Origin of the sequence: Pseudomonas sp. NFXW11 (assembly GCF_049887815.1) — a bacterium.
GTDB lineage: Bacteria > Pseudomonadota > Gammaproteobacteria > Pseudomonadales > Pseudomonadaceae > Aquipseudomonas.
This window is the reverse complement of the sequence record NZ_JAGEKI010000006.1, coordinates 94,166-118,169: the sequence shown is the minus strand read 5'-3', so window position 1 is coordinate 118,169 and position 24,004 is coordinate 94,166. Positions and strand designations below refer to the sequence as shown.

Below are 24,004 nucleotides of genomic sequence, written 5' to 3'. Positions count from 1 at the left end.
CGCCTCAACCAGGCAACTGGTGGGTCACGCAGTGAATGCCGCCGCCACCGGCGGCGATCGCGTCGATATCCAACTGCAACACCTTGCGTCCGGGGTAGAGGCTGGTGAGCAGGTTCAGCGCCTTGAGGTCGGCCTGCGGGTCGCCGAACTGCGGCGAGATCACCGCGCCATTGATCACGAAGTAGTTGATATAGCCGGCGGCGAAATCATCGTTGCCGCGGCTGAAGCGGCTCTTGCGCGGGTTCAGCGGCGGCGACAGGGTGTGCACCTTGAGTGTGCGGCCGTCGGCGTCGGTGGCCTTGCGCAGGATCTCCAGGTGCTTGAGGGTGACCGCGTGGTCGTAGGAGTCGGGGTCGTTGTCGAGGTTGGCCACCACCACTCCGGGCTCGACGAAGCGTGCATAGAAGTCGACGTGGGCATCGGTGATGTCACGGCCCTTGATTCCCGGCAGCCAGATGATCTTGCGCAGGCCCAGGCGCGCCTTGAGTTCTTCCTCGACCTCGGCCTTGCTCCAGTCGGGGTTGCGATTGCGGTTGATCCAGCTGCTTTCGGTCATGATCCCGGTGCCGTGGCCGTCCACCTCGATACCGCCACCCTCGCCCACCAGCTCGCTGCGCTGGTACACCGCCCCAGCAGCCGTGGCCATCTGCCGCGCCAGGCGTGCGTCATTGGCGTGGCGCTGCTTGTTGCCCCAGCCGTTAAAGTTGAAGTCCACCGCCCCCAGCCGGCCCTGGTCAGTGGTCACGAAGTTGGCGCCGATGTCGCGCATCCAGATGTCGTCCAGCTCGGTGATCACGTAGCTGACGTTGCGGCTGCCGCAGAGTTCTTCTGCCAGGTCGCGCTCGTGCTCACGACAGAACACCGTCAGCGGCTGATAGGCGGCGATGGCCCGGGCAATGCGCCCCTGGGCCTCTTGCACATCGCCAGTGAAGTCTTCCCAGATCGCATCCTGGGCACCGAAGGCGATAAAGGCCCGCTGTTGGCGTTCGCCTTCGTCGGGCATGAACCAGCCCTCCTGTTCATTGGCCAGGGCACTGCGGCTATTGAAGCCCAGGCCCAGGGAACTGATGGCGGTGACACCGGCCAGCAGCGAGGTCTGCTTGATGAATTGACGTCGGGTGGGCATGGGGATTTCTCTCACTGGGGGTTTGCTCAAGGTAGTACAGCGGCAGGCAAGGCTCACGCCTGCCTGCCGGGTTTCAGGGACGGCTGACCGTTGCGGTCTTGAACTGGGTCCAGACCCGCATGCGCGCACGCATATCGGCCTGGGGAATGTCACGACCGGGTATCAGCCGTTCGAAGGTGGCGGCATCCGGGTAGATATCCGGGTTGTGGCGCATCTGCGGGTCGACACTGGCTCGGGCCTTGGCGTTGGCCGTGGGGTAGCCGGTGAAGTTGCTGATGGCCGCCATGTTCTCGGGCCGGGTGACGAAGTTGATAAAGGCATAGGCGTATTCCGGGTGCCGGGCGTCCTTGGGGATGGCCATGGTGTCCATCCACACCGTGGTGCCCTCGCGGGGAATGCGGTACTGGAAGCTCACTGGCTTGCCGGCGGCATCGGCGGTGCGCTGGGCCTGGGTCATGTCGCCGCTGTAGCCCAGGGACAGGCACAGGTTGCCATTCACCAGGTCGGTCACCGGCTGCGACTGGAACTTGCGGATATAGGGCCGCAACTGCCCCAGCAGCTCGGCGGCGGCGCGCAGGTCCTCGGGCTTGGCGCTGCGCGGCTCGCGCCCCAGGTAGTGAAGGGCCACGGCCAGCACTTCGTCGGGCGAATCGATAAGCGAGATCCCGCAGTCGGCGAAGCGCGCCGCCAGCTCCGGCTTGAACAGCAGGTCGAGGCTGTTGACCGGGGCGTCGGGCAGGCGCTGGGCGATCTGCTGCGCGTTGTAGGTCAGGCCGATGGTGCCCCAGGTGTAGGGCACCGTGGCCTGGCTGGCACGCGGATACTGGCTGCGCAACTGCTTGAGACCGGGTTCGAGATCCTCCTGGCCGGTCAGCTTGGCCGGGTCGAGGTTCTGCAGGCTGCCGGCACGCATCAGCCGTTCGGCCACGGTGTCGCCGGGGAAGATCAGGTCGTAGCCGCTGCCGCCGGTCATCAGCTTGGCCTCCAGCACCTCGCTGCCTTCCATCACGTCGTAGATCACCTTGATGCCGGTTTCGGCGGTGAAACGACTCAGGGTGTCCGCGGCGAAATAGTCGGCCCAGTTGTACAGCCGCAGGACCTTTTCCGGTTCTTGCGCCTGGGCCTGGCCGGCGATCAGGGTCAAGGCCAGCAGCCCGCCGAGGGGCCGCTGCCAATATGTGCCTATGCGTGGCATATCATGCCTCCCGAGGGTTCCAGCGTGAGTGGATGCGCTGGCCGTCGAGGCTCAGCAAAGGCCCGTACATTTCCGGCCGGCGGTCGCGGAAAATCCCCCAGGTGCGTCGGTCCTCGGCCATCGCCGCCAGATCCAGGCGCTGCAGCAGAATCCCGCTGCCGCTGCGGTCGGCCTCGGCCAGCATCTTGCCTTTGTGATCGCAGATAAACGACGAACCGTAGAATTCCATGTGCAGCTGCGGATCGCTGGTGGCCACTTCGCGACCGATGCGATTGGCCGCCACCAGCGGCAGCAAGTTGGCCGCGGCATGCCCGCGCATGGTCATCTGCCAGTGATCCCTGGAATCCAGATCCGAGGCCCCCGGCTCAGAGCCGATGGCGGTGGGAAACAGCAGCACCTCGGCGCCCTGCAAAGCCAGGCAGCGGGCGGTTTCAGGGAACCACTGGTCCCAGCAGATGCCCAGGCCCAGCCGGCCGAAGGCGGTGTCCCAGACCCGGAAACCGGTATCGCCGGGGCTGAAGTATTCCTTTTCCTGGTAGCCCACGGCGTTGGGAATATGGGTCTTGCGGTACACCCCCAGCAGGCGCCCGTCGGCATCGGCCACGCTCAGGGAGTTGAAGAAGGCATTACCGGCGCGCTCGAACCAGCTCAGGGGCAGCACCACCCCCAGCTCCCGGGCCAGGTCGGCAAAACGCTTGAGCAAGGTGCTGCGGCTGTATTCCTCGGCCAGGTCGAGGTGCTTGTGCTGCTGCTCGATGCAGAAGTACGGGGTGGCGAACAGCTCCTGCAGCAGTATCACCTGGGCGCCCTGGGCCGCCGCCTGGCGCACCAGTTGCTCGGCCCGGTCGAGGTTGCCCGGTAGGTCCCAGGTGCAGGGCATCTGGGTGCTGGCGATGATCAAGGTGCTCATGCCGACACCTCCAGGGGCCATTGCGGCTGCTGCTGGGTGATGCAGTGCACGCCACCGCCGCCATGGGCCAGGGCGTTGATCCGTACCGGCACCACTTCGCGCCCGGGGAAGGCCCGGGCCAGCACGGCGGCCGCCTGGTGATCGGCCTCGATACCGTAGGCCGGCATGATGATCGCGCCATTGGCAATGTAGAAGTTGGTGTAGGACGCGCAGAACACTTCGGCCCGGGCATCCACCGCGGCCGTGGCCTCGAACAGCTCGATCAGCTCGAAGCGGCGCCCACGGGCATCCCGCGCCAGTTCCAGGGCACGGCGGTTCTCGCGCACCACTTCGGCATACACCGAACCCTGGTCGTGGGTGGCATCCACCAGCAGCACACCGGGGCGAGCGAAGGCGCACACGCCATCGACATGGCCGTCGGTCATGTCGCCGGTGACGTAGTCCGGGTCTCCTGGCAGCCAGATGGTTTTCTCGATGCCCAGCAGGCGGCGGAAGCTGTCCTCGATCTCGGCCTTGCCAAGGCCCGGGTTGCGGTTGGGGTTGAGCAGCACCGACTCGGTGGTGATCAGGGTGCCCTCGCCGTCCACATGGATGGCCCCGCCTTCATTGGCCAGCGGGCTGCCGAAGCAGGCCAGCCCCAGGTCGTCGAGCAGGCGCCGGGCCAGGCTGCGGTCCAGGTCGTGGGCTGATTTGCCGCCCCAGGCGTTGAAGCGCCAGCTGACCCCGGCCAGCCCCTGCTGCGGATGAATCACGAAGCTTGGGCCGGAATCGCGGCACCAGCTGTCGTTCACCGGCTGCACGATCAGCTCGACAGCCTCGACACACAGCGCACGGGCACTGTCCAGGGCCGAAGGGTCGACCACCAGCTTCACCGGTTCGAAACGCGCAATGGCATTGGCCACCCCGGCGAAATCCGCCTGCACCTGGGCCAGGGTCATGCCCCAGACCGACTCCCACAAGCCCTGGTTGTGTGGCCAGACCATCCAGGTCGCGGCGTGGGGCGCCCACTCGGCGGGCATGCGCCAGGCGCGGGTTTGATTGTCATTGCTGTGCATGGGCCTTGAACCTCTCAAGTAAGGTTTTGTTATCAGTCGTTAACAGGTGCCGTACAACAGGACCCATGCTATGGCTTTGAAAAACCGCCAACAAACGATATATTTAGCCCATTTCTGATTAGCCGAACTTATCGATCATGTTAAAACACTGGCCTCCCCTGAACGCCTTGCGAGGCTTCGAAGCCGCCGCCCGACTGGGCAGTTTCCACAAGGCCGCCGAAGAGCTGCACCTCACCCAGTCGGCCATCAGCCAGCAGATCCGCAGCCTGGAGACCTTCCTCGAACAGCCGCTGTTCTATCGCAGCGGTCGCGCCGTGAGCCTGACCGATGCCGGCCACGACCTGCGCAGCACCACCCAGTCGCTGCTGCAACAGCTGGCGGTGGGCATCCGTCGCCTGGAGCAGTACCGCAAGCCCAACCAGCTGGTGGTCAACACCAGCCCGGCCTTTGCCCGCCACTGGCTGCTGCCGCGCCTGGGGGAATTCAACCGCCTGCACCCGGAAGTCGACCTGTGGCTGTTCACCAGTTTCGAGCCGCCGGACATGGCCACCCAGACCATCGACCTGACCCTGCGCGACGACCTCAGCGCCCAGGCCGAATGCAGCTACCTGGAGCTCTACAGCGACCGCCTATACCCGGCCTGCCACCCATCCCTGCTGGAGCAACCCCGGGAGTTGCGCACCACCTTGCATGGCGAGCGGGAAATGGACTGGAGCCACTGGCTGGTGGAAGGCGGCGCGGACATCGGCCAGCGCAGCAACGGGCTGAATTTTTCCGACCCGGGCCTGCTGCTGGACGCCGCCTGCGCCGGCCACGGGATTGCCCTGGTCAGCCAACTGCTGGCCCAGCAAGCTCGGGCCCAGGGCCTGCTGGCCCCCTTGTGCGAACACAGCGTGCGCGGCCCGACCTGGGCCTGGCTGGTGCACCGCGACAGCGAAGCCAGCCCGCTGACCCGCAGTTTCTGCCAGTGGCTGCAGGGCGCGCTGGAGCACGGGGCCGAAGCCTGAACACGGCGCTGCAAAACCGCTTTGCATTTGTGCCGCTAACCGCACCGCAGGTAGCGCCTTAAGCTGGCGCCGGTGCAATCCGCACCGCTGCGAGGAGTCGCCTGTGTTAGCTGTTCTCGACATCAACTGGCCGCTGTGGCTGTCCACCATGCTGCCCATGGCGCTGAGCGCCGGCCCGGGCAACCTGACGGTGGCCAGCTGCGGCGCACAGAGTGGCGTGCGCCGCTCGCTGCGCTTCATTCTCGGCCTCGACCTGACCTACCTGCTGCTGGCCCTGCTGGTGGGCCTGGGCCTGTACCACAGCCTGGCCAGCCAGCCGCGGCTGCTCTGGGGCCTGCGGGTGGCCGGCAGCCTGTACATTTTCTGGCTCGGCCTGCGGCTGTTGCTGCGGCCTCTGCGCAAGCCCGGCGAGCGGGCCGTGGCCCTGCAGTTTCGCCATGGCGTGATGCTGCAACTGGGCAATGTCCAGGGCCTGGTGATGTTGCTGGTGATGTTCTCCACCTTCAGCCCGGGGCGCGAGGCCGGCAGCCTGGCGGTGCTGGCGCTGAGTGCCGCGCTGATTGCCCTGAACCTCTGCGGCCACCTGCTCTGGGCCTGCCTGGGCTCAAGCCTGCAACTGCTGCTGCGTGAACGCCCGCGGCTGCTGCTGGCGCAAAACGCCCTGTTCGGCCTGATGCTGATGGCCGTGGCGGCCTGGCTGCTGCTGCGCCAGGGCGCGAGCTAGGCAGCGTGGTTCAGTCGGGCTGCAGGCCGTGGCGCTGCAGCAACTGGTCGAGGAACTCCACCACCCGATCGATGCGCTCATGGCCCAGGGTCGCCAGGTTGCGCAGCAGCCAGATCTCGCCACGATGCGCCGGGATCTGCGTCAGCACCCGGTGCAAGCCCAGGGATTCGGCGATGTACACCGGCAACGCGGCAATCCCCAGCCCTGCCTGCACCGCCTGGAGTTGCGCCTGCAGATTGCCGGTGCGCATCCACAAGGGCTGGCCGCCACTGAGCTGATCCAGCCAACGGGCCAGCGGCAGGTGGGCCAGGTCCTGATTCCAGCCGATCAGCGGGTGCTGGCACAGCTGTGCCACGTCCTGCGGGCAACCATGGGCCGCGGCATAAGCGTGGGAGCAGAACAATGCCTGGGTCAGGGCGCCCACCCGGCGTAGGGTGAAGTTGCCCGCTTCAGGGCGCTGCAGACGCAGCAGCAGGTCGCTGTGACTCTGGGTCAGTTTCACCGAGCGCGCCGCGTTGACGAAATCGAAGCGGATCTGCGGGTGCTGCAGACGAAACTGCGCCAGGGCGGGAATGATCAGGTGGCTGCCCATCAGTTCCGGACAGTCGATGCGCACCACCCCCGCCAGGCGCGCGCCGGGCTGGGACATCTGGCGCTGCATCAGCCTGAAGCGTTCTTCAGCCTCCAGGGCCATGGGCAGCAGGGCCTGGCCGGCCTCGGTGAGGCAATAACCCTGGGTGGTCTTGAGGAACAGCAAGGTGTTCAAGGCCTGTTCCAGCACCAGGATCTTGCGCGAGACCGTCGACGCGGCCACCTGCAGCGCCTGCCCGGCGTCGGTGATGTTGCCGGCATTGGCGACGGCAATGAAATACCGCAGATCGTCCCAATTCACCCTTGCCTGCCTTATGCATAAAATCCCAGGCCGGGGATCTTATGCGAAATTGCCACCACTGCGGTCAGGGTTTTCTCCGGTACAGTACCCCGAGCCTTAGCTACCAACGGATCTGGAGCCCCCATGCTGGAACTGCATAGCCCTCGCCTGCACCTGCGCCCCCTGAACACCCATGACTGGGAGCTGTTCCTGAGACTGCACAGCGACCCGGAAAACCTGCGCTATGTCTGCGACCCGCTTTCCCGGGAGCAGATCGAGGAGCGTTTCACCTCGCGCCTGCCGCACTGGAACCTGGATTCCAGCCACTGGTTGTGCCTGGTGATTCGCGACCGCCAGAGCGGCGAGGAACTGGGTTTCACTGGCCTGCGGGTGCATGACCGGCTCAGCGCCGAAGCCGAAGTGGGCTACCTGCTGGCCCCCGGTCATCAAGGCAAGGGGCTGGCTACCGAGTCCCTGCGTGCATTGATCCAGTACGCCCGCCACAACCTTGGCCTCGAGCGCCTGGTGGCCACAGTCACCGACGGCAATACGGCCTCCTGCCAGGTGCTGGAACGCTGCGGCTTTGTCTTCCAGCAGCGTGACGAAGGGGCCTTCCGGATGGGCGGCAAGGATTACGACGATCTGATTTTCAGCTGCCATCTGCACGCCTGAACCCGCCCCCCGCCAAGGCTGCCCAGCACTGCGCCGTGGGTTTTTCTTGACAGTGAAAAATCCCAACGGCTATTGTCTGACAACCTGACTACCAAGGTTTTACCCTCCCATGCTTGAACTCCAGCGACCCGACTCTCTCGTTGTGCGGGTGGTCAATGCGCTGCGCCGCGAGATCGATTCCGGGCGCCTGGCCCCCGAATCGCGCCTGCCCACCGAGCAGCAGTTGGCCGAGCAACTGAATGTCAGCCGCTCGGTGGTTCGCGAAGCCATTGCCCAGCTCAAGGCCGACGGCGTGCTGATCGCCCGGCGTGGCCTGGGTTCGTATATTTCCAAGACCCCGGCCGGCACGGTGTTTCGCTTCCCCCACAGCGAGGGGCGGATGGCCGACCTGGCACAGATGTTCGAGATGCGCCTGTGGATCGAGACCCAGGCCGCCTCGATTGCCGCCCAGCGCCGCGACGCCAACGACCTGCAACGCATGCAAGCGGCCCTGCAGACCATGCACGACCAGCGCAGCGACCTGGAAACCGCGGCCCTGGCCGATGTGGCCTTCCACCGAGCCATTGCCGAAGCCGGCAAGAACGATTATTTCGTGGCCTTCCACGACTTCCTCGGCAGCCAGCTGGCCAGCGCCCGCAAGACTGCCTGGGAAAACTCGGCCCTGCCCCAGGTGGGTGGTTCCGCCGATGCCCTGCAAGAACACCAGGCGCTGTACCAGGCCATTGCCGAGGGCGACGCCCTGGCCGCCGCGGCCTGCGCCGATGCCCACCTGCGGGCTTCGGCCAAGCGCCTGGGGCTGGAACTCAACAGCAACGCAGCAACCTAGATTCAAGCCACAAGCTTGCAGCTACTGGCTTGAAGCTTGTCGCTGCTTTTTTATCGGATTAGTTAGTCTGACAACCTGATAACCAGACCGAACAGATTAGACGCAAGGTAACCAAGAACAATGATCTACGACTATTGCATCATCGGCGGCGGCATCGTCGGCCTGGCCACGGCCATGGAGATCCTCAAGCGCCAGCCCGGCGCTTCGCTGGTGATCCTGGAAAAGGAAACCAGCCTGGCCAAGCACCAGACCGGGCATAACAGCGGGGTGATCCACGCAGGCATCTACTACGCCCCGGGCAGCCTCAAGGCCGACCTGTGCAAGCGCGGCGCCGAGGCCACCAAGCAGTTCTGCAGCGAGCACGGAATCAAGTTCGAGGTGTGCGGCAAGGTGCTGGTGGCCTCCAACGCCCTGGAGATGCAGCGCATGGACGCGCTGTACCAGCGCTCGCAGCAGAACGGCCTGAAGGTCGAGCGCCTGGACGCCGAGCAACTGCGCCAGCGCGAACCGAATATCGTCGGCCTGGGCGGGCTGTTCCTCGATGCCACCGGCATCGTCGACTACCGCCAAGTCTGCGAGACCATGGCCCAGGTGATCCGCCGCGCCGGTGGCGAGATCTGCCTCGGCCAGAGCGTCACCGCGATCCAGGAATACCCCGACAGCGTCAGCGTCTGCAGCCATGGCGGCGCCTGGCAAGCGAAGAAGCTGGTGGCCTGCGCCGGCCTGCAATCGGACCGCCTGGCAACCCTGGCCGGGGTGCAGATCGAACACCAGATCATCCCCTTTCGCGGCGAGTACTTCCGCCTGCCGGCGTCGAAGAACAACATCGTCAACCACCTGATCTACCCGATCCCCGATCCGGAGCTGCCGTTCCTCGGCGTGCACCTGACCCGCATGATCGACGGCAGCGTCACCGTCGGCCCCAACGCGGTGCTGGGCCTGGGCCGGGAGAACTACAAGAAGTTCTCGATCAACTGGCGCGACGTGGCGCAGTACGCCAGCTTCCCCGGGTTCTGGAAAACCCTCTGGCAGAACCTCGGCTCCGGCACCACGGAAATGAAGAACTCGCTGTTCAAGTCCGGCTATCTGGAGCAGTGCCGCAAGTACTGCCCGTCCCTGCAAGTCGAGGACCTGCTGCCCTATGAAGCCGGTATCCGCGCCCAGGCGGTGATGCGCGACGGCAGCCTGGTGCACGACTTCCTGTTCGCCCAGACCCCGCGCATGTTGCACGTGTGCAACGCGCCCTCGCCCGCCGCCACCTCGGCGATTCCCATTGGCTCGATGATCGCCGACCGGATTTTCCAGGCCGACTGAAACCCACGCGCCACTGAAGCCTCGGGCCGTATCCGGATACGGCCACGCGGCCCCGTGTCGCCGCCATACCGCCAGCGCCCCACAACGGGCGCCCGGCAAGACTCGCGTCAACTCGACAATAAATACAATGATTCAAGAGGATGTACGGCTATGAGCGCAGTTGAAACCAGCAGTACTGCAGCGGAAACCCCAGCACAAACCAAGAAACGCCTGCGCAAGGTCGCGGCGGCCACCATCTTCGGCTCGATGCTGGAGTGGTACGACTTCTACCTCTACGCCACCATGGCGGCCATTGTCTTCTCGAAGATCTTCTTCGATAACAGCGACCCGAAAAGCGCCACCCTGATGGCCTTCTCGACCTTTGCCATCGGCTTTATCGCCCGCCCCTTCGGCGGCATCCTGTTCGGCTACCTGGGGGACAAGTTCGGCCGCAAGCAAGTGCTGGTGCTGACCTTCTGCCTGATGGGCGTGTGCACCGCGCTGATCGGGCTGATTCCCAGCTATGCCTCGATCGGCATCTGGGCGCCCATCCTGCTGGTGGCGATCCGCATCATCCAGGGCCTGGGGGCCGGCGCCGAACTGTCCGGCGCGGCGGTCACGTCCTATGAGCACGCCAGCGAGGGCAAGCGCGGCAGCCAGGGCGCCTGGCCGGCACTGGGGCTGAACCTGGGCCTGCTGCTGTCGTCGCTGACCATCTACCTGCTGACCATCAACGGCAACGAATTCCTGCTGGCCGGCGGCTGGCGCATTCCCTTCGTGTGCAGCATCGTGCTGGTGGCGGTCGGCCTGTGGGTGCGCAACAGCATTCCGGAAACCCCGGAGTTCAAGGAACTGAGCCAGGAACAGCAACCAGCCAAGGCCTCGCCGCTCAAGGCGCTGCTGCAGAATGACCTCAAGGGCCTGGCGGTGGTGTTCTTCGTGGCCATCGGCTACAACGCCCTGAGCTACATCTTCAAGACCTTCTCCCTGGCCTACCTGACCCAGTACAAGAACGTCGATGTGCATGTCACTTCGCTGTCGGTGACCATCGCCAGCCTGGTGGCCATCGTTGCCGTGCCCTTCTTCGGCTGGCTCTGCGACAAGTGGAGCAGCAAGACCGTGCTGATCCTCGGCGGCCTGTTCTCGGCGCTGTTCGCCTACCCCTTCCTGGCCCTGCTGAATACCGGCGACAGCCTGATGATCTACCTTGCCATCGGCGTGGGCACCGGCATCCTGGCGCCGATGATGTTCGCCCCCCAGGGCTCCTTCCTCAGCCGCCAGTTCCCCACCGCCACCCGTTCCTCGGGCTTCGGCACCGGGCGCGAGATCGGCACCGCCATCGCCGGCGGCCTGGCGCCGCTGGGCGCGCTGTCGCTGGTGACCGCCTCGGCCACCCACTCCACCGACGGCGTGGTGATCATCCTCGCCGTGGCGGCGGTGCTGGTGGTGGCGTTCGCCCTGTGCGACCAGGGCCACAGGCATTCGGCGTTCAAGAACTGAGTGACGCTTGAAGATTCGATCGCCAGCGTCGGCTGGCGGTCGAACCCGCGGCCAGCGAGCCTGCCGCTATCCAGACAGAGGCTAGCTAGCCGAACGCCGCGCCAACCTGCAGCACCTCGATTCCCTGCCGACGGTAATCCTCGATATCTCCGGTGATCACCTCCTGCTCGGTAATCAGCCGCTGCAGGCGGTTGCAGGGCACCACCACAAAGGGCTCCATGGCCCCGAGCTTGTCGGCGGTGGTCACTGCTATGACCTCGCTGGCGCTGTCGAACATCGCCTGCTTGAGCGGCACTTCATCGAAATGCAGGGAGCTGAGGCCGATCTCCGGGTGGATGGCGCAGACCCCGGTGAACAGCAGGTCGGCCTTGATGCCCTGGATCATCCGCAGCGCCTCGTGGCCACTGACGCACAAGGTCGCCGGATTGAGCTGGCCACCCACCAGGATCACCTTGACCTTGGGGTGTTCGGCCAGGGCCACGGCGATCAGCGGCGAGGCGGTGACCGCGGTGAGGTTGAGATCGCTGGGCAGCGAGCGGGCGATCTGCAAGGTGGTGGAGCCAGAGTCGAACATCAGCGTCTGCCCCTCCCGCACCCACTGCACGGCGTAGCGCGCCAGGCGCGCTTTTGCCTCATTGGTTTCACTCACCCGAGCGAAGTAGTCCTTGCCGCTGTCCTTGGGCCTTGGCAGCGCGCCGCCATGCACCCGCTGCACCAGGCCGCTGGCGTCGAGCTCGGCCAGGTCGCGGCGGATGGTGTCTTCGGACACCGCGAAATGCCGGCTCAGCTCGGCGGCCATGACCTTGCCGTCGCGCTCCAGCAGCAAGAGGATCTTTTGTCGACGCAAAGATGGCAGCTCGGCCGCCGGATGCTGGTTTTGCATGTTGATGCCCGCTATTGCGTGTTTTCGCGAGATTAAACAGCCAACCAGGCGAAAACAAGCAACATCAATCAGCGGATCAACTGCGGCGCTCGCGAGCTGTACAGGGCGACTTCACCCAGGCGCTCGCGCACCAGGGCCTGGGCCTGGCGGGTGAGCTGGTCCAGGTGCCGGTCGCGTTTTTTCTCCGCTTCCAGCATCGCCTTGCGCCCGTGTTGGGCCAGTAGGTAGCTGTGGATCTGCCGCACTTCCAGCGACTGGTAGATGGGCGCCACATCCAGCACCGCCAGCAGGCCGTCGCTGCTGTGGTCACGGGTGTTCATCAGCACCTGCGGGCCACGGGCGCCCACCAGCTGGAAGCCCAGGGCCTCGAAGCAGCTGACCTTGGCCACGTTGCAGGCCAGTTCCGCGTGGGGGTAGCGCACTCGCATGGCTTGCAGCATCTGCCGGGCGATGCCCTGGCGTCGCTGACCTTGCAACACCGCCATATAGGCCACGGCGCAGGCCTGGGGATCGTCCTTGAGCGGCAGGTAGAGGATGAAACCCAGTACCCGCTCCGGCTCCAGCGGGTCGCTGGCCACCAGCAGCTCCACGGCCAGCTCCCGGGAACCGTCCATGGCTTGCAGATACAGGTGCACCTCGAAGCCGACGCCGTACTGGTAGAGGTTGTACAGCAGGTTGCTCGGGGCGATGGCCACCGCGCTGATGTCGCTGATGTAGTCCACCACCATCTGCTGGATCTGGCTCTGGATGGCTTCGGGCGGCGGGGCTTGGAACAGGGTGATGCTGGACATCGAGGCGGTGACTCCGAGGATTGGGGCATGCCCGGCTACGGCGGGCGCGTAATGATAACCCGGCGCGGCGGCGCAGGCGCACAACCGGGCAGCCTATAGGGCACGCCGGGATGGCAAACAAACAGGAGGGGATCGAGGGAGAAGCGAGCTACAGGTTGCGACGACATTCGAACTGCCGTCACAACCGGCAGAAAAGACGGATGCGCAGCGGCATCCGCGGTGCCCCACCCGACGAGAGCGGGTGGGGCCGCAGCTTACAGCGCCATGTCGGCCGCTGGGTTGCTCTGTGGCTTGGCCATGCTGGCCGGAGCCTGCGGCGCTGCGCCCTTCACCGCCGGTGGCGGGGTCAGTTGCAGCACTTCGGCGGTGTAGGCCCATTCTTTGGCCACACGCTCAGGGCTGTCGTTCAGGGCAGTGCCGTAGCTTGGGACGATCTGCTTCAGCTTCTCCTGCCAGGCCGGGGTCGCTACCTGGTCCTTGAAGACTTTCTGCAGCACGCTGAGCATGATCGGCGCGGCGGTCGAAGCACCCGGGGAGGCGCCCAGCAGGCCGGCGATGCTGCCGTCCTGGGAAGCGACGATCTCGGTGCCGAGTTTCAGCACGCCACCCTTCTCTTCGTCACGCTTGATGATCTGCACGCGCTGACCGGCCTGCCACAGGCGCCAGTCTTCTTTCTTGGCGTTGGGGAAGTATTCCTGCAGGGCGGCGAAGCGGTCGTCATCCGACAGCATCAGCTGGCCGGCCAGGTATTCCACCAGCGGGTACTGTTCGATGCCCACTTTGGTCATCGGCCAGAAGTTGTGGGTGGTGGTGCTGGTCAGCAGGTCGAGGTACGAGCCTTCCTTGAGGAACTTGGTGGAGAAGGTGGCGAATGGGCCAAACAGGATCACCCGCTTGCCGTCCAGAACCCGGGTGTCCAGGTGCGGTACGGACATCGGTGGCGCGCCGACCGAAGCCTTGCCGTAGGCCTTGGCCAGGTGCTGCTCGGCCACAGTGGCGTTGTCGGTCACCAGGAACGAGCCGCCCACTGGGAAGCCGGCATATTCGTTGGCTTCAGGAATGCCCGATTTCTGCAGCAGGTGCAGGGCACCGCCGCCAGCGCCGATAAACACGAACTTGGCGTCGGTCTCGGTTTTCGAACCGTCTTTCAGGTTCTTGTAGGTCACGCGCCACGAGCCATCTTGGTTGCGCTCGATTTCCTGCACTTCGCTGGACAGTTTCAGGGCGAAGTTAGGCTGGGCTTGCAGGTGGGCGACGAACTGGCGAGTGATTTCGCCGAAGTTGACGTCGGTGCCGATCGGGCTCCAGGTCGCAGCGATCTTCTGCGCCGGATCACGACCTTCCATCATCAGTGGAACCCACTTCTTGATCTGCTCGGCGTCCTCGGAATACTGCATGCCGCTGAACAGCGGGCTAGCCTGCAGGGCTTCGTAGCGTGCCTTGAGGAACTTGATGTTGTCATCGCCCCAGACAAAGCTCATGTGCGGCGTGGAGTTGATGAACGAACGCGGGTTCTTCAGAACACCGGCCTTGACCTGCCACGACCAGAACTGGCGGGAGATCTGGAAGGCTTCGTTGATCTCGATGGCCTTGGCGATCTCGATCTTGCCGTCCTTGCCTTCCGGGGTGTAGTTCAGCTCGGCCAAAGCGGAGTGACCGGTGCCGGCGTTGTTCCAGCCGTTGGAGCTTTCTTCAGCTACGCCATCCAGGCGCTCGACCATCTCCATCGACCAATCCGGTTGCAGCTCATTGAGCCAGACCCCGAGGGTCGAACTCATGATGCCGCCGCCGATCAGCAGCACATCCACTTTCTTCGGCTCAGCCGCTTGCGCGGTCGTGAGACCCAGGGTCATCGCCAGCCCGATCAGGGCCGTGTTCACTTTCTTCAACATTCTGTAGTACCTACGATAGAACGCCATCCGCCGTCCGATCCTCGATCCTGCTGGCTCAAGGGCTATGCGAAACAGGCATTTCGCAGATCCTGAATGAGCGCATTCAAAAAGAACTGGAGGGTGGGCACACAAGGCCGACGAGACAGGCTCGACCTCAGTTTTATATCGCTCCGGCGCTGACTTCTTGTCGTTTTTGGCTTCAGCTACTGTGAGTGACAGTTGTTACTCGGGGGCTGGTCACGGGGCCCAACCACAGGCAATGCCGCCCCCTGCCCGCCGCCAACCGAGCGACGCGCAAGCCTGGCGCCGTGAGCACGGAGCCAGCCGCATTAAGGAGAGGTCGGGTTCAACCCAAGAAGGTCAAGACACTGCCTGGTATAACGTTCGGCCGTTTTGCCCAGACAGCCTCACCCTCTTGCAAGAGCCTGCCGAGGTCTCTTGAAGCTAAGCATGGGGGAGGTATTTCTGCACAAACGATGAACCGATTCAGCGCAAGAATATCATTACGGCATCAGCCTGTCTTGGCCGGACCGGCTCGTCGCACCTGGAAATACCTCGCGCGGCAATACGACATTCGCCGCAGGCAATGCGTCACAACGCCGCTGGCCAGAGGCAGAACTTGCCCGCCCTTGGCGTGCAGGCGCACCACGGGCATCATGGGTGCCCGCTGCACCGGCCAGGCCCGATGCCCGGCAACGCCCACAGTCAAGGACAAGAAGAACAACCATGCACCCGACTTCCCTGCAAGACCGCACCGCCCCCGAGGGCGTGTGCTTCGGCTGCGGCAGCAGCAACCACCACGGCCTGCATATCAAGAGCCACTGGCACGAAGACGCCGTGCATGTGGTCGCCGAGCACCTGCCGGAAGCCAAGTACTGCGGCTGGCCGGAACTGGTCTACGGCGGCCTGATCGCCATGCTGGTGGACTGCCACTCGAACTGGACCGCCATGGCCTACCACTACCGCAACGAGCAGCGCCAACCCGGCAGCCTGCCACGCATCGACTGCGTGACCGGCAACCTGGGCATCAAGTTCATCAAGCCCACGCCCATGGGCGTGCCCCTGACCCTGCGGGCCAGGGTCGAAGGTGAAGTGGGCCGCAAGAGCCGAGTGATCTGCGAGGTGTATGCCGGTGATGTGCTCACCGCGGTGGGCGACTCGATCTTTGTCCGGGTCGACACCTCGCAACTGGCCGCCTCGGCCCATGGCCGCGAAGGCTGAACCGGCCCAGCGCCCTGGAGCAGGCGTTGGGCACAGGCTTTCGGGTCATTCCAAAAGCCGCGGCCACCCCCATGGTGATGTACGAGCACGCACCGGCAATCAGGCCCTGCATCGGGCACGCGGTTCTTGTAAGATCCGCGCGCCCTCTCCCACACAAGGACGCAGTACCCGACCATGGACATTCAGGACATCCAGCAACGCCTGGCCAAACCCGCACTGGAACTGATCGCCGGCGGCTTTCGCCCCAGCCACAGCGACCAGGAAAGCTGGCTGGGCCGGGTCTTTCTGTTCCGTGAAGAGGAAGAGCTGCCACGCAACAGCGCCGGGGAAACCCTGCTGCCCTATGCCCAGCTGTACCTGCCTGCCCTGCCCTGGCACAGCCCGCTGCTGGAGGGTGTGCGGCTGCTGACGGTGTTTATCGCCGAGCCCTTTCCCGACGTCTTCGAGCCCATGGGCGAGCGCTGGCTGGTGCGCGAGTACCGTGACCAGGATGTGCTGGTGCGCAAGGAACTGACGGCTCCGGGGGCCTTCCTCAAACCCCTCCCGGTACAGGTGCAACCGATCGCCGCGGACTATCCGCTGTGGGACGGCGGCGGCGTGCCCGAGGATGTGGAACAGGCGGTTCTGCAGCTGGAGCGTTCCGGCAGCATCGAGTGCTACTACGACCTGATCGAACACTGCTACGGGCACAAGTTGGGAGGCTATCCATCCTTCTGCCAATCGGGCGTCGACCCGGGCGAGGGCTTCGAGTTCGTGATGCAGATTTCGTCCGACTCCACCCTCGGCCTGAACGTGGTGGACAGCGGTAGCCTGATCTTCTGGAAACATCGCCAGACGGGTGAATGGGCGCTGTACTACGACTTCCACTGAGGCGCCGCGACTGACCGCGATTTCATCCAGGCCCTGATGAAAAGCCCCGGCGCCGGGTGCATCATGGGCGCAGTCTTTTTTCGGGAGAGGCCCATGCCCATGCGTTCATTGCTGTTGCCTGCCGCCGTGCTGTCCCTGGGCCTTGCCGGCCCTGTCAACGCCCTGGCCAATGATCAGTCGCAGTTGATCGAAGCGATCAATGCTTACCGCAGCCAGCCACAACGCTGTGGCAAGCAGGCCTCGCCCGAGCTGGCGCCGCTGGCCAGCGATCCACGGCTGATATTGCCGGTGGAGAATCTCGGCGACCTGCAGCAGGCCCTGGCGCGGGTGGCCTATCCGATGGTCAATGTGCAGGCCATCAGCCTGTCCGGCCCGCGTGATGCCCAGGCGGCGATGCAGGCGGTGCGCGAGAGTTTCTGCCAGGTGGTGCTGGACCCGCAGTTCGTCGATATCGGGGTCAATCGCCTGGGCACTCAGTGGCGCATCGTCCTGGCGCGGCCGCTGCTGGCGGCGCGCCTGGGCGACTGGCAAGCCGAGGGCCAGCAATTGCTCGGGCAGATCAACCTGGCCCGCAGCCAGCCCCGGCAATGCGGCGGCCAGGCGTTCGCCGCCAGTGCGCCCCTGGCCTGGAACGCCACGCTGGGCAGCAGCGCCGAGGACCACAGCCGGGCCATGGCCAACCAGAACTATTTCGATCATCAGGACCGTGACGGCCGCACCCCGGGCGACCGCGCCGAACTGGCCGGTTATGCCGGGCAGCAGGTGGGCGAAAACATCGCCGCCGGCCAGGACAGCGTGCGCAAGGTGGTGGACGGCTGGCTGGCCAGCCCCGGGCATTGCGCCAACCTGATGAACCCGGCCTACCGCGAGCTGGGCGCAGGTTATGCCGTGGACCCGAAAAGCGATGCCGGCATCTACTGGACCGCGATGTTCGGCGCGCCCTGAACCAGGTGACCAGCACCGGGATCGCCTGAGCCTGGCCAGGGCGACCTCGGTTCTGGGGATTATCGAGCCGGGCATTGTCAGGCCAATGGCGCCTGCCGATAATCGCGCCCCCTGCCTCACTCACTCACTCACTCACTCACGCAAGGAAACGCAGTGAAGAAGTCTCTATTGTTGGTCCCATTGCTCGCAGTGCTGCTGCAAGGTTGTGGCGTGACCATGACCCGCTACGAACCCAGCTACGACAATGTCCAGCGCCTCAAGCAGCAGCAACCCCTGCAAGCCATTGGCACCCCCCAGGTAACGGCTGCGGCGGGCCAGGGCTCGTTGTCGGTGCGGGCCAATCCGATCCGCTCGCCCAGTGGCAGCATCAGCCAGCATATCCAGCTGGCACTCAGCGAAGAGCTGCGCCGCGCCGGCATGCTCGACCCCCAGGCACCACGCCAGTTGCAGGTAGTGATAGTGAAGAACCAGCTGGAAGCCGGTGTCGGCAGTGGCAACGGCCAGCTGGCCGCGCATTTCACCCTGAGCAAGGACAGCCAGGTGCTCTACGACGCCACCCAGGAAGTCAGCAGCCGCTGGAACAGCAGCTTCTTTGGGGCGGTTGCCATTCCTAACGCCGCCAATGCCTACAACCCGCTGGTGCGTGAACTGCTCAAGAGCCTGTACAGCGATCCGCGGTTTATCCAGGCCCTGAAATAGCCGTCCGCGTGCCGTGAACCATCAGCCTGCCCCGAGGGCAGGCTGACTCAGCAGCCGCCCTCTGGCGCTGGCGGCTCGGGAAACCCCGAGTTCCCTTTGCGCCAGAGCGGCCGCGCCTGTTTCAGCCGCGGTTCTCCATGACCTTGAGCGACGAGTACTTGAGCTGGTTCTTCTCGACCATCTGCTTGAGCAGGGCATTGACCTGACGACTGAAGGTATCGGTCACCGCCTCTTTCGGCGTGTAGGCCACCATCGGCAAGAACAGCAGCCCCATCCAGGTGTTGATCCCATCCTGGTTGCTACCGGTGCCCAGGGGTTGGCCCTGTGCATCCAGTACTTCCAGGCTCATGGTGTATTTGTCGCTCGCCACGGCCGGAACCACCATAAAGGTCAGGCCACTGATAAAGGCGAATGCCAGCTGACCACCACCAGGCGGATGGTTGTAGACCTTCAGGCGCAACTGATAGTCACCCGGTTGTTTCTGGAACTCGTCCAGGGTGACCCGGCCAAATAGCCCGGAATCGCTCAGCAGCTTCTGCAACTGCGGCTTGAGTTCATCCCGGGCCTGGGGCAACTCCAGCGCGGAAGGGTTTTGCGGCAAGCCCTGATAAAAGGCGAAGTCGACAAAGACATTCGGTTTGTTGGCGTAACTGGACATCGACGGCAGCGTTACCGGCGCCACTTGGTCCTTGGTGAAACTGGCGCAACCGCTCAGCATCAGTGCCAGGCTGAGGCCCAGAATCTTGGCGAATTTCATGACTACTTCCTTGGTAGATTGCACGGCATCGCCATGACCGGAGATGCTCGGGGCGGATTCTAGAGATCAGCGAGCAATAGTAAAAGGCCATCATCGAGCATCGAGCAATTCTCAGCCAAGAAAAAGCCCCGAAGATTCGGGGCTCGTTCAGGCCGGCTTGCACTTCACTGATTGGTTGCCACCTGCCCCGCTTCCTGATTGACCAGGGCTTTGAGCGATGCATCGAACTGCTTCAGCGCATCGACCTGCAACTCGGTCTGCTGGTTGATCTGCGCAGCGATTTCCGGCGCCGCCTTGCCCCGCACCCAGACCGAAGGCAGGTCCTTGGCCTGAATCCCTTCTGCCTGACCGATATATTGCAGGTTGGCGTCATAGAACTTGGCGATAAAACGCGCCTCCACCCGGCTGTTGCGCTTGGTCACCAGCTGGCTGTAGGTGTCGAGCATCACCACCACATCGGGGTGGGCCTGGACCACGGCATCGATGCTGTCGTAGACGGTCACGGTAGCGAAATGCTTGTGCAACGAAGCCATCAGCCAATTGATCGCCCGCTGCGGGTCGGAGCTGTCGACAAAGGCCGCGCTGATGCGTGGATCGAGGCCGGCATTTTTCGCCCCATTGAGCGCCACCGAATGGTAGTGCTCCAGGTACTGCAGGGTACTGACGGTGTTCTCGCTGTACAGCACGCCGACCGACTGCGCCTGTTGCAGGTTGGCGCCGCTGTCGCTCATGGGCAGGAAATGGCAGGCGTTGTCATCCGTGGCGAGGGCCATCGCAGAAGTTCCGTTTCCCGCAATCAAGACCAGCGCCAGGGCCAAAAACGTCGAGATTCTCATCGGGTGATTCCTTCTGCAGCAACACGGTGTAGGCATCATCTTCCTCTTTTAGCAGAAAAACGGAACCTGCACTTTTTGATGATAACTATCGATTGCAGCAATGGTGTAAGGCCGCTCGCGGGCGAGCGGCAGCTGCAAGCTGCAAGCTGCAAGCTGCAAGCTGCAAGCTGCAAGCAAACTTGATGCTCGAAGCTTGCAGCTTGTCACTGCCTCTATAGAATCCGTGCTCCCCCCTTCTGCCCTGCGAGTTCGAACCATGGATGCTCACTCGATCCTGACCTACACCTTGGTGGCGGCGATCGCCATTGCCAGCCCCGGTCCCGCCACCCTGGTGGCGCTGCACAACAGCGTGACCTATGGCGCCAAGTCCACCTTGTGGTCCTCCCTGGGCAATATCAGCGGGCTGTTCTGCATGTCCGCCGCGGCCATGCTCGGCCTCGGGGCGCTGATCGCCAGTTCCGAATGGGTGTTCAATGCGGTGAAGATCCTCGGCGCCGGCTACCTGTTCTACCTCGGGGCCAAGCAGTTGCTGAGCAAGAGCCCGTTGCTCAGCGAACGCAGCGCGCAGCACAAGCTGGGCACGCCGCCGCGGCTGAAACTATTCAAGTCGGCGTTCCTCACCGCCGCCACCAATCCCAAGGCGACTATCTTCTTCACCGCGCTGTTCCCGCAGTTCATCGACCAGCATGCGCCGCTGCTGCCACAGTTCTTCATCCTGACCCTGATCTTCATGGCGCTGTCCCTGGGCTCGCTGACGGTCTATGCCCTGCTGGCCTCGCGGGCCAAGGGCGTACTGACCCGCCCGGCGCTGTCGAAGTGGGTCAACCGAGTCGTGGGCTCGACCTTTATCTTCTTCGGCAGCAGCATCCTGGCCATGCGCCGGCAAGCGGTCTAGGTCATCACGCCATGCAGATCGATCTGCTCAACGAAGGCATGCTGGGCCACTGGCAGGCCCGCGCCGGAGTCGAACAATGCGAGTTCCAGTTCGGCACGCGCCTGATCTATGTCCAGCATCCCCAGGGCCAGCCAGAGACCCCATGGCTGACAGCGGCGCAGCAAGTGGTACAGGCAACCTGGGATGACATGCCGACCGCCATGGCCTTCGCCGTAGAACAGAGCAAGGCCACGATGCCCGAGCTGTGGAAGCTCTACGAGAGGTTGTCGTGGGCCCCACCGCTGTTGCTGATCTATTCGATCCACTTCGATCTCGACAGCCCCTACCCGTCCTACTGCATTTCCGAGAACCCGGATTTCGACTGGGATCTACAAGTGCAAGTGGAAGACCAACCGGGGCAGGACCACTTCCGAAGCTTCGCCCAATACCAACCCGGTGATCACTATTGGCTGACCGTCCGGCGCCTGGGTGCCGGGCGCTTCGAGCTTGACCGCTGACAAAGCCTGCAACTGATTCGCGGCCTCAGCCCTTGCCCTTGCGCAAGGCCTTGAGCCGCGTATTGGCCCGCTGCACGGCGGCCATCTTTTCCGGGCGCTTCATGCGCTTCCAGGTGCGGATCTCGTCCTTGCTGCGTCCGCAGCTCACACACAGATCACCGCGCAGCTGGCACAGGGCGATGCAGGGGTTGTCGATTTCCTTGGCCATGCTTCAGGCCCGCCCGGGGCGCAGGCGCTTCAGGCGTTGGGCCCAATCACCACCATTGATTCGCTGGCACTGTTCTTCACTGTCGAAAAACACATGGGCCGCCACGCGCTCAAGCTGCACATCGGCTTCCGCCAGGGCTTGGGCAGTCAGTTCGATCAATAACGCGCTCTGCCCGGCTGCCAGGGCCTGGTCCTTGTGCGCCTGGGTTTCGAATACCCAGACCACCACCAGGCTGGTGGGAAAGGCGGCGTAATCCACCTCGTGGGTCAGCCAGGAAAAGCCGACGACTTCCGCTTTGGCGCTCTCGCAGGCCCGGGTCAGGGTGCTGGCCAGCAGCCGCTCCATGGCGGCCTGCTGGCGTTTGTTCAATGGCATGGCAGGGTCTTGAAGAAAAAAGGCCGCACAAGATACCCGATACGGCCGCCAGGCGCGCCGTTGCCGAGTCGCCTGAGCGGGTGTGGCGAGGGAGCTTGCTCCCGCTCGGGCGCGCAGCGGCCGCAAAACCTCAATCCGCGATCTACCTGACAAACCACGGACTCAAGCCTTGGCAAGGCTGCGCCTTGCAGCGCGAGCAAGCTCGCTCGCCACTGGGCTTGTACCTCCGCTTGCGGCTGACAACTTGCCGCTTGCAACTGCCCTGCTTCAGATCTTGCCGCCCAGGGCGCTGGACAAGACTTCGTCATGCCCATAGATATCCGGCGCGTACAGCAGTTGCCCGTGGCTGTCGGCTTGCACCGTCCAGTAGCTGAGGAGGATCGGCACCGGCTTGGCCAGGCGGAACTCATGGGTCAGGCCGGTGGCCAGCAGGTCGTTGGTGCGCAGGCGCTCGGCCGGGCTCAGCAACCAGTCACGCAGTTGCAGCGCCTGCTCGACCCGCACGCAACCCGAACTGAAAGCCCGCGGCCCCTTGCTGAACAGGGCCTGGCTCGGGGTGTCGTGCAGGTACACCGAAAACGGGTTGGGAAACCGAATGGCGATGCGCCCCAGGGGATTGCGCGGGCCGGCGCCCTGGCGCAGGAGGATATTGCCAGGGCGTTCCCAGTCGATGTCTTCAGCGGCCAGGGGCTGGCCATTGGCGTCCAGCACCTGCAGGTTCTGGCGATTGAGGAAGCCCTGGTCGCGACGGATCTCCGGCAGCTTGTCTTCCTTGAGGATGGTCGGCGGCACGGTCCAGGTCGGGTTCAGGGTCAGGCGCGTGACCTGGGACTTCAACAGCGGCGTCTGGCGTTCGGCACGGCCGACCTGGGTGCGGGTCTGCCACACCACTGCGTCGTGCTGGTAGAAGGTCAGCTGCGCCGCGGCGACATTCACCAGCACGATGTTGGCTTCGAAATCCTGGGCCAGCCAGCGCAGGCGCTCGAGGTTGATGCGCAGCTGCTCGCGGCGCAGCGTGGGGCTGACATTCAGTTCCTTGAGGGTGCCCGCCCCCAGCACTCCGTCCGCCTGCAGCGAGTGGCTGAGCTGGAAATTCTTCACCGCGCTTACCAGCGCCTCGCTGTAGGTGTTGTCCCCATCGACGCTGGGGCTTGGCAGATAACCGCCGTGGTAAAGACGCTGGGCCAGGTCCGGCACGCGCTTGTCCTGCATGGCCGGGCGCAGCAAGGGCCCACCGGCCACCGCCGACCAGCTCGGCAAGGGTTGCTGGCGCAGCCGGGCATAGGCCTGGCGCAGATTGCGGTATTGCTCGAGACCGGGGCGCGCCTGCTCGAAGGCTGCGGCGAGGTTCGCCAGGCCCGGCCCGGCGATCGCCAGCAACCGCGCCTGACGATCATCCGGCAGTGGCTGGGCGCGCCACAAAGGCTCGAAGCGGCTTTGCGCCAAGCGGCCATAATGCAGGTCCTGCAAGGCTTGCAGGTACTGCTGGCTAATCTGGATATCGCTGCACAAGTCGTCCCCCGCCGCCCCCTGAGCCGGCAGGCGATAGCGCCCCGGGTCCAGGCCATCATCGACCAGTTGCGCCAGTTGCTCCTGCAACGCGGTCAGCCGCCCTGCGGCCGACCACAGCGGCTGTTCACCCAACTGCTGATAGAAACTCTGCAACAACTGCCGGCTGGCGGCGTCCAGGTGCAGTGCCGGACAAGCCGCCGCCCAGGGGGCCGCTGGAGCTGATTGCGGGCTCGCCGTCGTGGCAGGCAGGTCCTCGGCCAGCGCGACCAATGGCGCTGCGAGCAAGCACAGGCTCAAGTAACATGCGGTTTTTTTGAACAACTGCTTTACTCCAATCCGTGGCCCGGAGGGCCAAGCCTTACGGCAGATGCAGAAACGATCAGGCCTGGGGATTAAACATATAGACCAGACTGCCGGGAAAACGACAGGACGTCAGGAGCCAAA

The 24,004-nt window shown here is 64.4% G+C and carries 25 protein-coding genes; 12 read left to right on the top strand and 13 right to left on the bottom strand.

Annotated elements, in window-relative coordinates; genetic code table 11:
• Window positions 1–4: 4 nt before the first annotated feature.
• The 4 genes from J4P02_RS11605 to J4P02_RS11590 all read right to left on the bottom strand — a co-directional run bounded on the left by J4P02_RS11605 (window position 5) and on the right by J4P02_RS11590 (window position 4,286).
• Window positions 5–1,126, bottom strand: a complete 1,122-nt coding sequence (locus J4P02_RS11605) for an agmatine deiminase family protein (RefSeq protein ID WP_426190223.1) — start codon at window positions 1,124–1,126, stop codon at window positions 5–7.
• A 73-nt stretch (window positions 1,127–1,199) separates the two neighbouring features.
• Window positions 1,200–2,321: an extracellular solute-binding protein gene (locus J4P02_RS11600; protein ID WP_426190221.1), complete on the bottom strand. Its 1,122-nt coding sequence runs from the start codon at window positions 2,319–2,321 to the stop codon at window positions 1,200–1,202.
• Window position 2,322: 1 nt separating this feature from the next.
• The gene (gene aguB, locus J4P02_RS11595) at window positions 2,323–3,231 is read right to left on the bottom strand and encodes an N-carbamoylputrescine amidase (protein WP_426190219.1); all 909 of its coding nucleotides are present in this window, start codon (window positions 3,229–3,231) and stop codon (window positions 2,323–2,325) included.
• A complete protein-coding gene (locus J4P02_RS11590) occupies window positions 3,228–4,286 on the bottom strand; it encodes an agmatine deiminase family protein (protein ID WP_426190217.1) in 1,059 nt (352 codons plus the stop codon). Before J4P02_RS11590 ends, aguB begins: the two co-directional genes overlap by 4 nt.
• Before the next feature lie 137 nt (window positions 4,287–4,423).
• On the opposite strand from J4P02_RS11590, the gene J4P02_RS11585 reads away from it, so the two are divergent.
• Both J4P02_RS11585 and J4P02_RS11580 read left to right on the top strand, forming a co-directional pair.
• Window positions 4,424–5,293 (top strand): LysR substrate-binding domain-containing protein, encoded by an 870-nt coding sequence (locus J4P02_RS11585; RefSeq protein ID WP_426190215.1) that lies wholly within the window; start codon window positions 4,424–4,426, stop codon window positions 5,291–5,293.
• A gap of 148 nt (window positions 5,294–5,441) precedes the next feature.
• Window positions 5,442–6,017, top strand: a complete 576-nt coding sequence (locus J4P02_RS11580) for a LysE family transporter (RefSeq protein ID WP_426190588.1) — start codon at window positions 5,442–5,444, stop codon at window positions 6,015–6,017.
• A gap of 10 nt (window positions 6,018–6,027) precedes the next feature.
• Here the strand turns inward: J4P02_RS11580 and J4P02_RS11575 are convergent, their stop codons facing one another.
• A complete protein-coding gene (locus J4P02_RS11575) occupies window positions 6,028–6,909 on the bottom strand; it encodes a LysR family transcriptional regulator (RefSeq protein ID WP_426190213.1) in 882 nt (293 codons plus the stop codon).
• A 123-nt stretch (window positions 6,910–7,032) separates the two neighbouring features.
• On the opposite strand from J4P02_RS11575, the gene J4P02_RS11570 reads away from it, so the two are divergent.
• The 4 genes from J4P02_RS11570 (at window position 7,033) to J4P02_RS11555 (ending at window position 11,179) form a co-directional block, all read left to right on the top strand.
• Window positions 7,033–7,560: a GNAT family N-acetyltransferase gene (locus J4P02_RS11570; RefSeq protein WP_426190211.1), complete on the top strand. Its 528-nt coding sequence runs from the start codon at window positions 7,033–7,035 to the stop codon at window positions 7,558–7,560.
• Window positions 7,561–7,669: 109 nt separating this feature from the next.
• The gene (locus J4P02_RS11565; protein ID WP_426190209.1) at window positions 7,670–8,386 is read left to right on the top strand and encodes a FadR/GntR family transcriptional regulator; all 717 of its coding nucleotides are present in this window, start codon (window positions 7,670–7,672) and stop codon (window positions 8,384–8,386) included.
• A gap of 120 nt (window positions 8,387–8,506) precedes the next feature.
• Window positions 8,507–9,700: an L-2-hydroxyglutarate oxidase gene (lhgO, locus tag J4P02_RS11560; protein ID WP_426190207.1), complete on the top strand. Its 1,194-nt coding sequence runs from the start codon at window positions 8,507–8,509 to the stop codon at window positions 9,698–9,700.
• Window positions 9,701–9,850: 150 nt separating this feature from the next.
• On the top strand, window positions 9,851–11,179 hold the full coding sequence (locus J4P02_RS11555) for an MFS transporter (protein WP_426190205.1): 1,329 nt from the start codon (window positions 9,851–9,853) through the stop codon (window positions 11,177–11,179).
• Window positions 11,180–11,264: 85 nt separating this feature from the next.
• Here the strand turns inward: J4P02_RS11555 and J4P02_RS11550 are convergent, their stop codons facing one another.
• The 3 genes from J4P02_RS11550 to mqo all read right to left on the bottom strand — a co-directional run bounded on the left by J4P02_RS11550 (window position 11,265) and on the right by mqo (window position 14,745).
• A complete protein-coding gene (locus J4P02_RS11550; protein WP_426190203.1) occupies window positions 11,265–12,062 on the bottom strand; it encodes a DeoR/GlpR family DNA-binding transcription regulator in 798 nt (265 codons plus the stop codon).
• 68 nt (window positions 12,063–12,130) lie between these two features.
• Window positions 12,131–12,853, bottom strand: coding sequence for a GNAT family N-acetyltransferase (locus tag J4P02_RS11545; RefSeq protein WP_426190201.1), 723 nt, complete (start codon window positions 12,851–12,853; stop codon window positions 12,131–12,133).
• 254 nt (window positions 12,854–13,107) lie between these two features.
• Complete coding sequence (gene mqo / locus J4P02_RS11540) at window positions 13,108–14,745, bottom strand: malate dehydrogenase (quinone) (protein ID WP_426190199.1); 1,638 nt, start codon at window positions 14,743–14,745, stop codon at window positions 13,108–13,110.
• 726 nt (window positions 14,746–15,471) lie between these two features.
• On the opposite strand from mqo, the gene J4P02_RS11535 reads away from it, so the two are divergent.
• From J4P02_RS11535 to J4P02_RS11520, 4 genes are all read left to right on the top strand, one after another.
• Window positions 15,472–15,966, top strand: a complete 495-nt coding sequence (locus J4P02_RS11535) for a PaaI family thioesterase (protein ID WP_426190197.1) — start codon at window positions 15,472–15,474, stop codon at window positions 15,964–15,966.
• A gap of 174 nt (window positions 15,967–16,140) precedes the next feature.
• Complete coding sequence (locus J4P02_RS11530) at window positions 16,141–16,836, top strand: DUF1963 domain-containing protein (RefSeq protein WP_426190195.1); 696 nt, start codon at window positions 16,141–16,143, stop codon at window positions 16,834–16,836.
• 99 nt (window positions 16,837–16,935) lie between these two features.
• A complete protein-coding gene (locus tag J4P02_RS11525; protein ID WP_426190586.1) occupies window positions 16,936–17,781 on the top strand; it encodes a CAP domain-containing protein in 846 nt (281 codons plus the stop codon).
• A gap of 153 nt (window positions 17,782–17,934) precedes the next feature.
• Complete coding sequence (locus J4P02_RS11520) at window positions 17,935–18,480, top strand: hypothetical protein (RefSeq protein ID WP_426190193.1); 546 nt, start codon at window positions 17,935–17,937, stop codon at window positions 18,478–18,480.
• 121 nt (window positions 18,481–18,601) lie between these two features.
• Here the strand turns inward: J4P02_RS11520 and J4P02_RS11515 are convergent, their stop codons facing one another.
• Together J4P02_RS11515 and J4P02_RS11510 are read right to left on the bottom strand one after the other, a co-directional pair.
• Window positions 18,602–19,237: a hypothetical protein gene (locus J4P02_RS11515; protein WP_426190191.1), complete on the bottom strand. Its 636-nt coding sequence runs from the start codon at window positions 19,235–19,237 to the stop codon at window positions 18,602–18,604.
• Window positions 19,238–19,401: 164 nt separating this feature from the next.
• Window positions 19,402–20,073, bottom strand: coding sequence for an ATPase (locus J4P02_RS11510; protein ID WP_426190189.1), 672 nt, complete (start codon window positions 20,071–20,073; stop codon window positions 19,402–19,404).
• Window positions 20,074–20,329: 256 nt separating this feature from the next.
• Between J4P02_RS11510 and J4P02_RS11505 the strand changes: the two genes are divergently transcribed.
• Together J4P02_RS11505 and J4P02_RS11500 are read left to right on the top strand one after the other, a co-directional pair.
• Window positions 20,330–20,968: a LysE family translocator gene (locus J4P02_RS11505; RefSeq protein ID WP_426190187.1), complete on the top strand. Its 639-nt coding sequence runs from the start codon at window positions 20,330–20,332 to the stop codon at window positions 20,966–20,968.
• Between the two features lie 11 nt (window positions 20,969–20,979).
• Complete coding sequence (locus J4P02_RS11500) at window positions 20,980–21,465, top strand: hypothetical protein (RefSeq protein WP_426190185.1); 486 nt, start codon at window positions 20,980–20,982, stop codon at window positions 21,463–21,465.
• A 25-nt stretch (window positions 21,466–21,490) separates the two neighbouring features.
• Here the strand turns inward: J4P02_RS11500 and J4P02_RS11495 are convergent, their stop codons facing one another.
• The 3 genes from J4P02_RS11495 to J4P02_RS11485 form a co-directional block, all read right to left on the bottom strand.
• Entirely contained in the window at window positions 21,491–21,673 is a 183-nt protein-coding gene (locus tag J4P02_RS11495; protein WP_426190183.1) for a DUF1289 domain-containing protein, read from the bottom strand.
• 3 nt (window positions 21,674–21,676) lie between these two features.
• On the bottom strand, window positions 21,677–22,048 hold the full coding sequence (locus tag J4P02_RS11490) for a hypothetical protein (protein WP_426190181.1): 372 nt from the start codon (window positions 22,046–22,048) through the stop codon (window positions 21,677–21,679).
• Between the two features lie 267 nt (window positions 22,049–22,315).
• On the bottom strand, window positions 22,316–23,881 hold the full coding sequence (locus J4P02_RS11485; RefSeq protein ID WP_426190179.1) for a L,D-transpeptidase family protein: 1,566 nt from the start codon (window positions 23,879–23,881) through the stop codon (window positions 22,316–22,318).
• Window positions 23,882–24,004: the final 123 nt, after the last annotated feature.

Coding starts and splice junctions, on each gene's coding strand:
- lhgO (WP_426190207.1), top strand. CDS start 8,507: ATGATCTACGACTATTGCATCATCGGCGGCGGCATCGTCGGCCTGGCC.
- J4P02_RS11550 (WP_426190203.1), bottom strand. CDS start 12,062: ATGCAAAACCAGCATCCGGCGGCCGAGCTGCCATCTTTGCGTCGACAA.
- J4P02_RS11570 (WP_426190211.1), top strand. CDS start 7,033: ATGCTGGAACTGCATAGCCCTCGCCTGCACCTGCGCCCCCTGAACACC.
- J4P02_RS11515 (WP_426190191.1), bottom strand. CDS start 19,237: ATGAAATTCGCCAAGATTCTGGGCCTCAGCCTGGCACTGATGCTGAGC.
- mqo (WP_426190199.1), bottom strand. CDS start 14,745: ATGTTGAAGAAAGTGAACACGGCCCTGATCGGGCTGGCGATGACCCTG.
- J4P02_RS11555 (WP_426190205.1), top strand. CDS start 9,851: ATGAGCGCAGTTGAAACCAGCAGTACTGCAGCGGAAACCCCAGCACAA.
- J4P02_RS11585 (WP_426190215.1), top strand. CDS start 4,424: ATGTTAAAACACTGGCCTCCCCTGAACGCCTTGCGAGGCTTCGAAGCC.
- J4P02_RS11505 (WP_426190187.1), top strand. CDS start 20,330: ATGGATGCTCACTCGATCCTGACCTACACCTTGGTGGCGGCGATCGCC.
- J4P02_RS11605 (WP_426190223.1), bottom strand. CDS start 1,126: ATGCCCACCCGACGTCAATTCATCAAGCAGACCTCGCTGCTGGCCGGT.
- J4P02_RS11600 (WP_426190221.1), bottom strand. CDS start 2,321: ATGCCACGCATAGGCACATATTGGCAGCGGCCCCTCGGCGGGCTGCTG.
- aguB (WP_426190219.1), bottom strand. CDS start 3,231: ATGAGCACCTTGATCATCGCCAGCACCCAGATGCCCTGCACCTGGGAC.
- J4P02_RS11545 (WP_426190201.1), bottom strand. CDS start 12,853: ATGTCCAGCATCACCCTGTTCCAAGCCCCGCCGCCCGAAGCCATCCAG.
- J4P02_RS11500 (WP_426190185.1), top strand. CDS start 20,980: ATGCAGATCGATCTGCTCAACGAAGGCATGCTGGGCCACTGGCAGGCC.
- J4P02_RS11530 (WP_426190195.1), top strand. CDS start 16,141: ATGGACATTCAGGACATCCAGCAACGCCTGGCCAAACCCGCACTGGAA.
- J4P02_RS11590 (WP_426190217.1), bottom strand. CDS start 4,286: ATGCACAGCAATGACAATCAAACCCGCGCCTGGCGCATGCCCGCCGAG.
- J4P02_RS11580 (WP_426190588.1), top strand. CDS start 5,442: ATGCTGCCCATGGCGCTGAGCGCCGGCCCGGGCAACCTGACGGTGGCC.
- J4P02_RS11495 (WP_426190183.1), bottom strand. CDS start 21,673: ATGGCCAAGGAAATCGACAACCCCTGCATCGCCCTGTGCCAGCTGCGC.
- J4P02_RS11565 (WP_426190209.1), top strand. CDS start 7,670: ATGCTTGAACTCCAGCGACCCGACTCTCTCGTTGTGCGGGTGGTCAAT.
- J4P02_RS11490 (WP_426190181.1), bottom strand. CDS start 22,048: ATGCCATTGAACAAACGCCAGCAGGCCGCCATGGAGCGGCTGCTGGCC.
- J4P02_RS11510 (WP_426190189.1), bottom strand. CDS start 20,073: ATGAGAATCTCGACGTTTTTGGCCCTGGCGCTGGTCTTGATTGCGGGA.
- J4P02_RS11525 (WP_426190586.1), top strand. CDS start 16,936: ATGCGTTCATTGCTGTTGCCTGCCGCCGTGCTGTCCCTGGGCCTTGCC.
- J4P02_RS11535 (WP_426190197.1), top strand. CDS start 15,472: ATGCACCCGACTTCCCTGCAAGACCGCACCGCCCCCGAGGGCGTGTGC.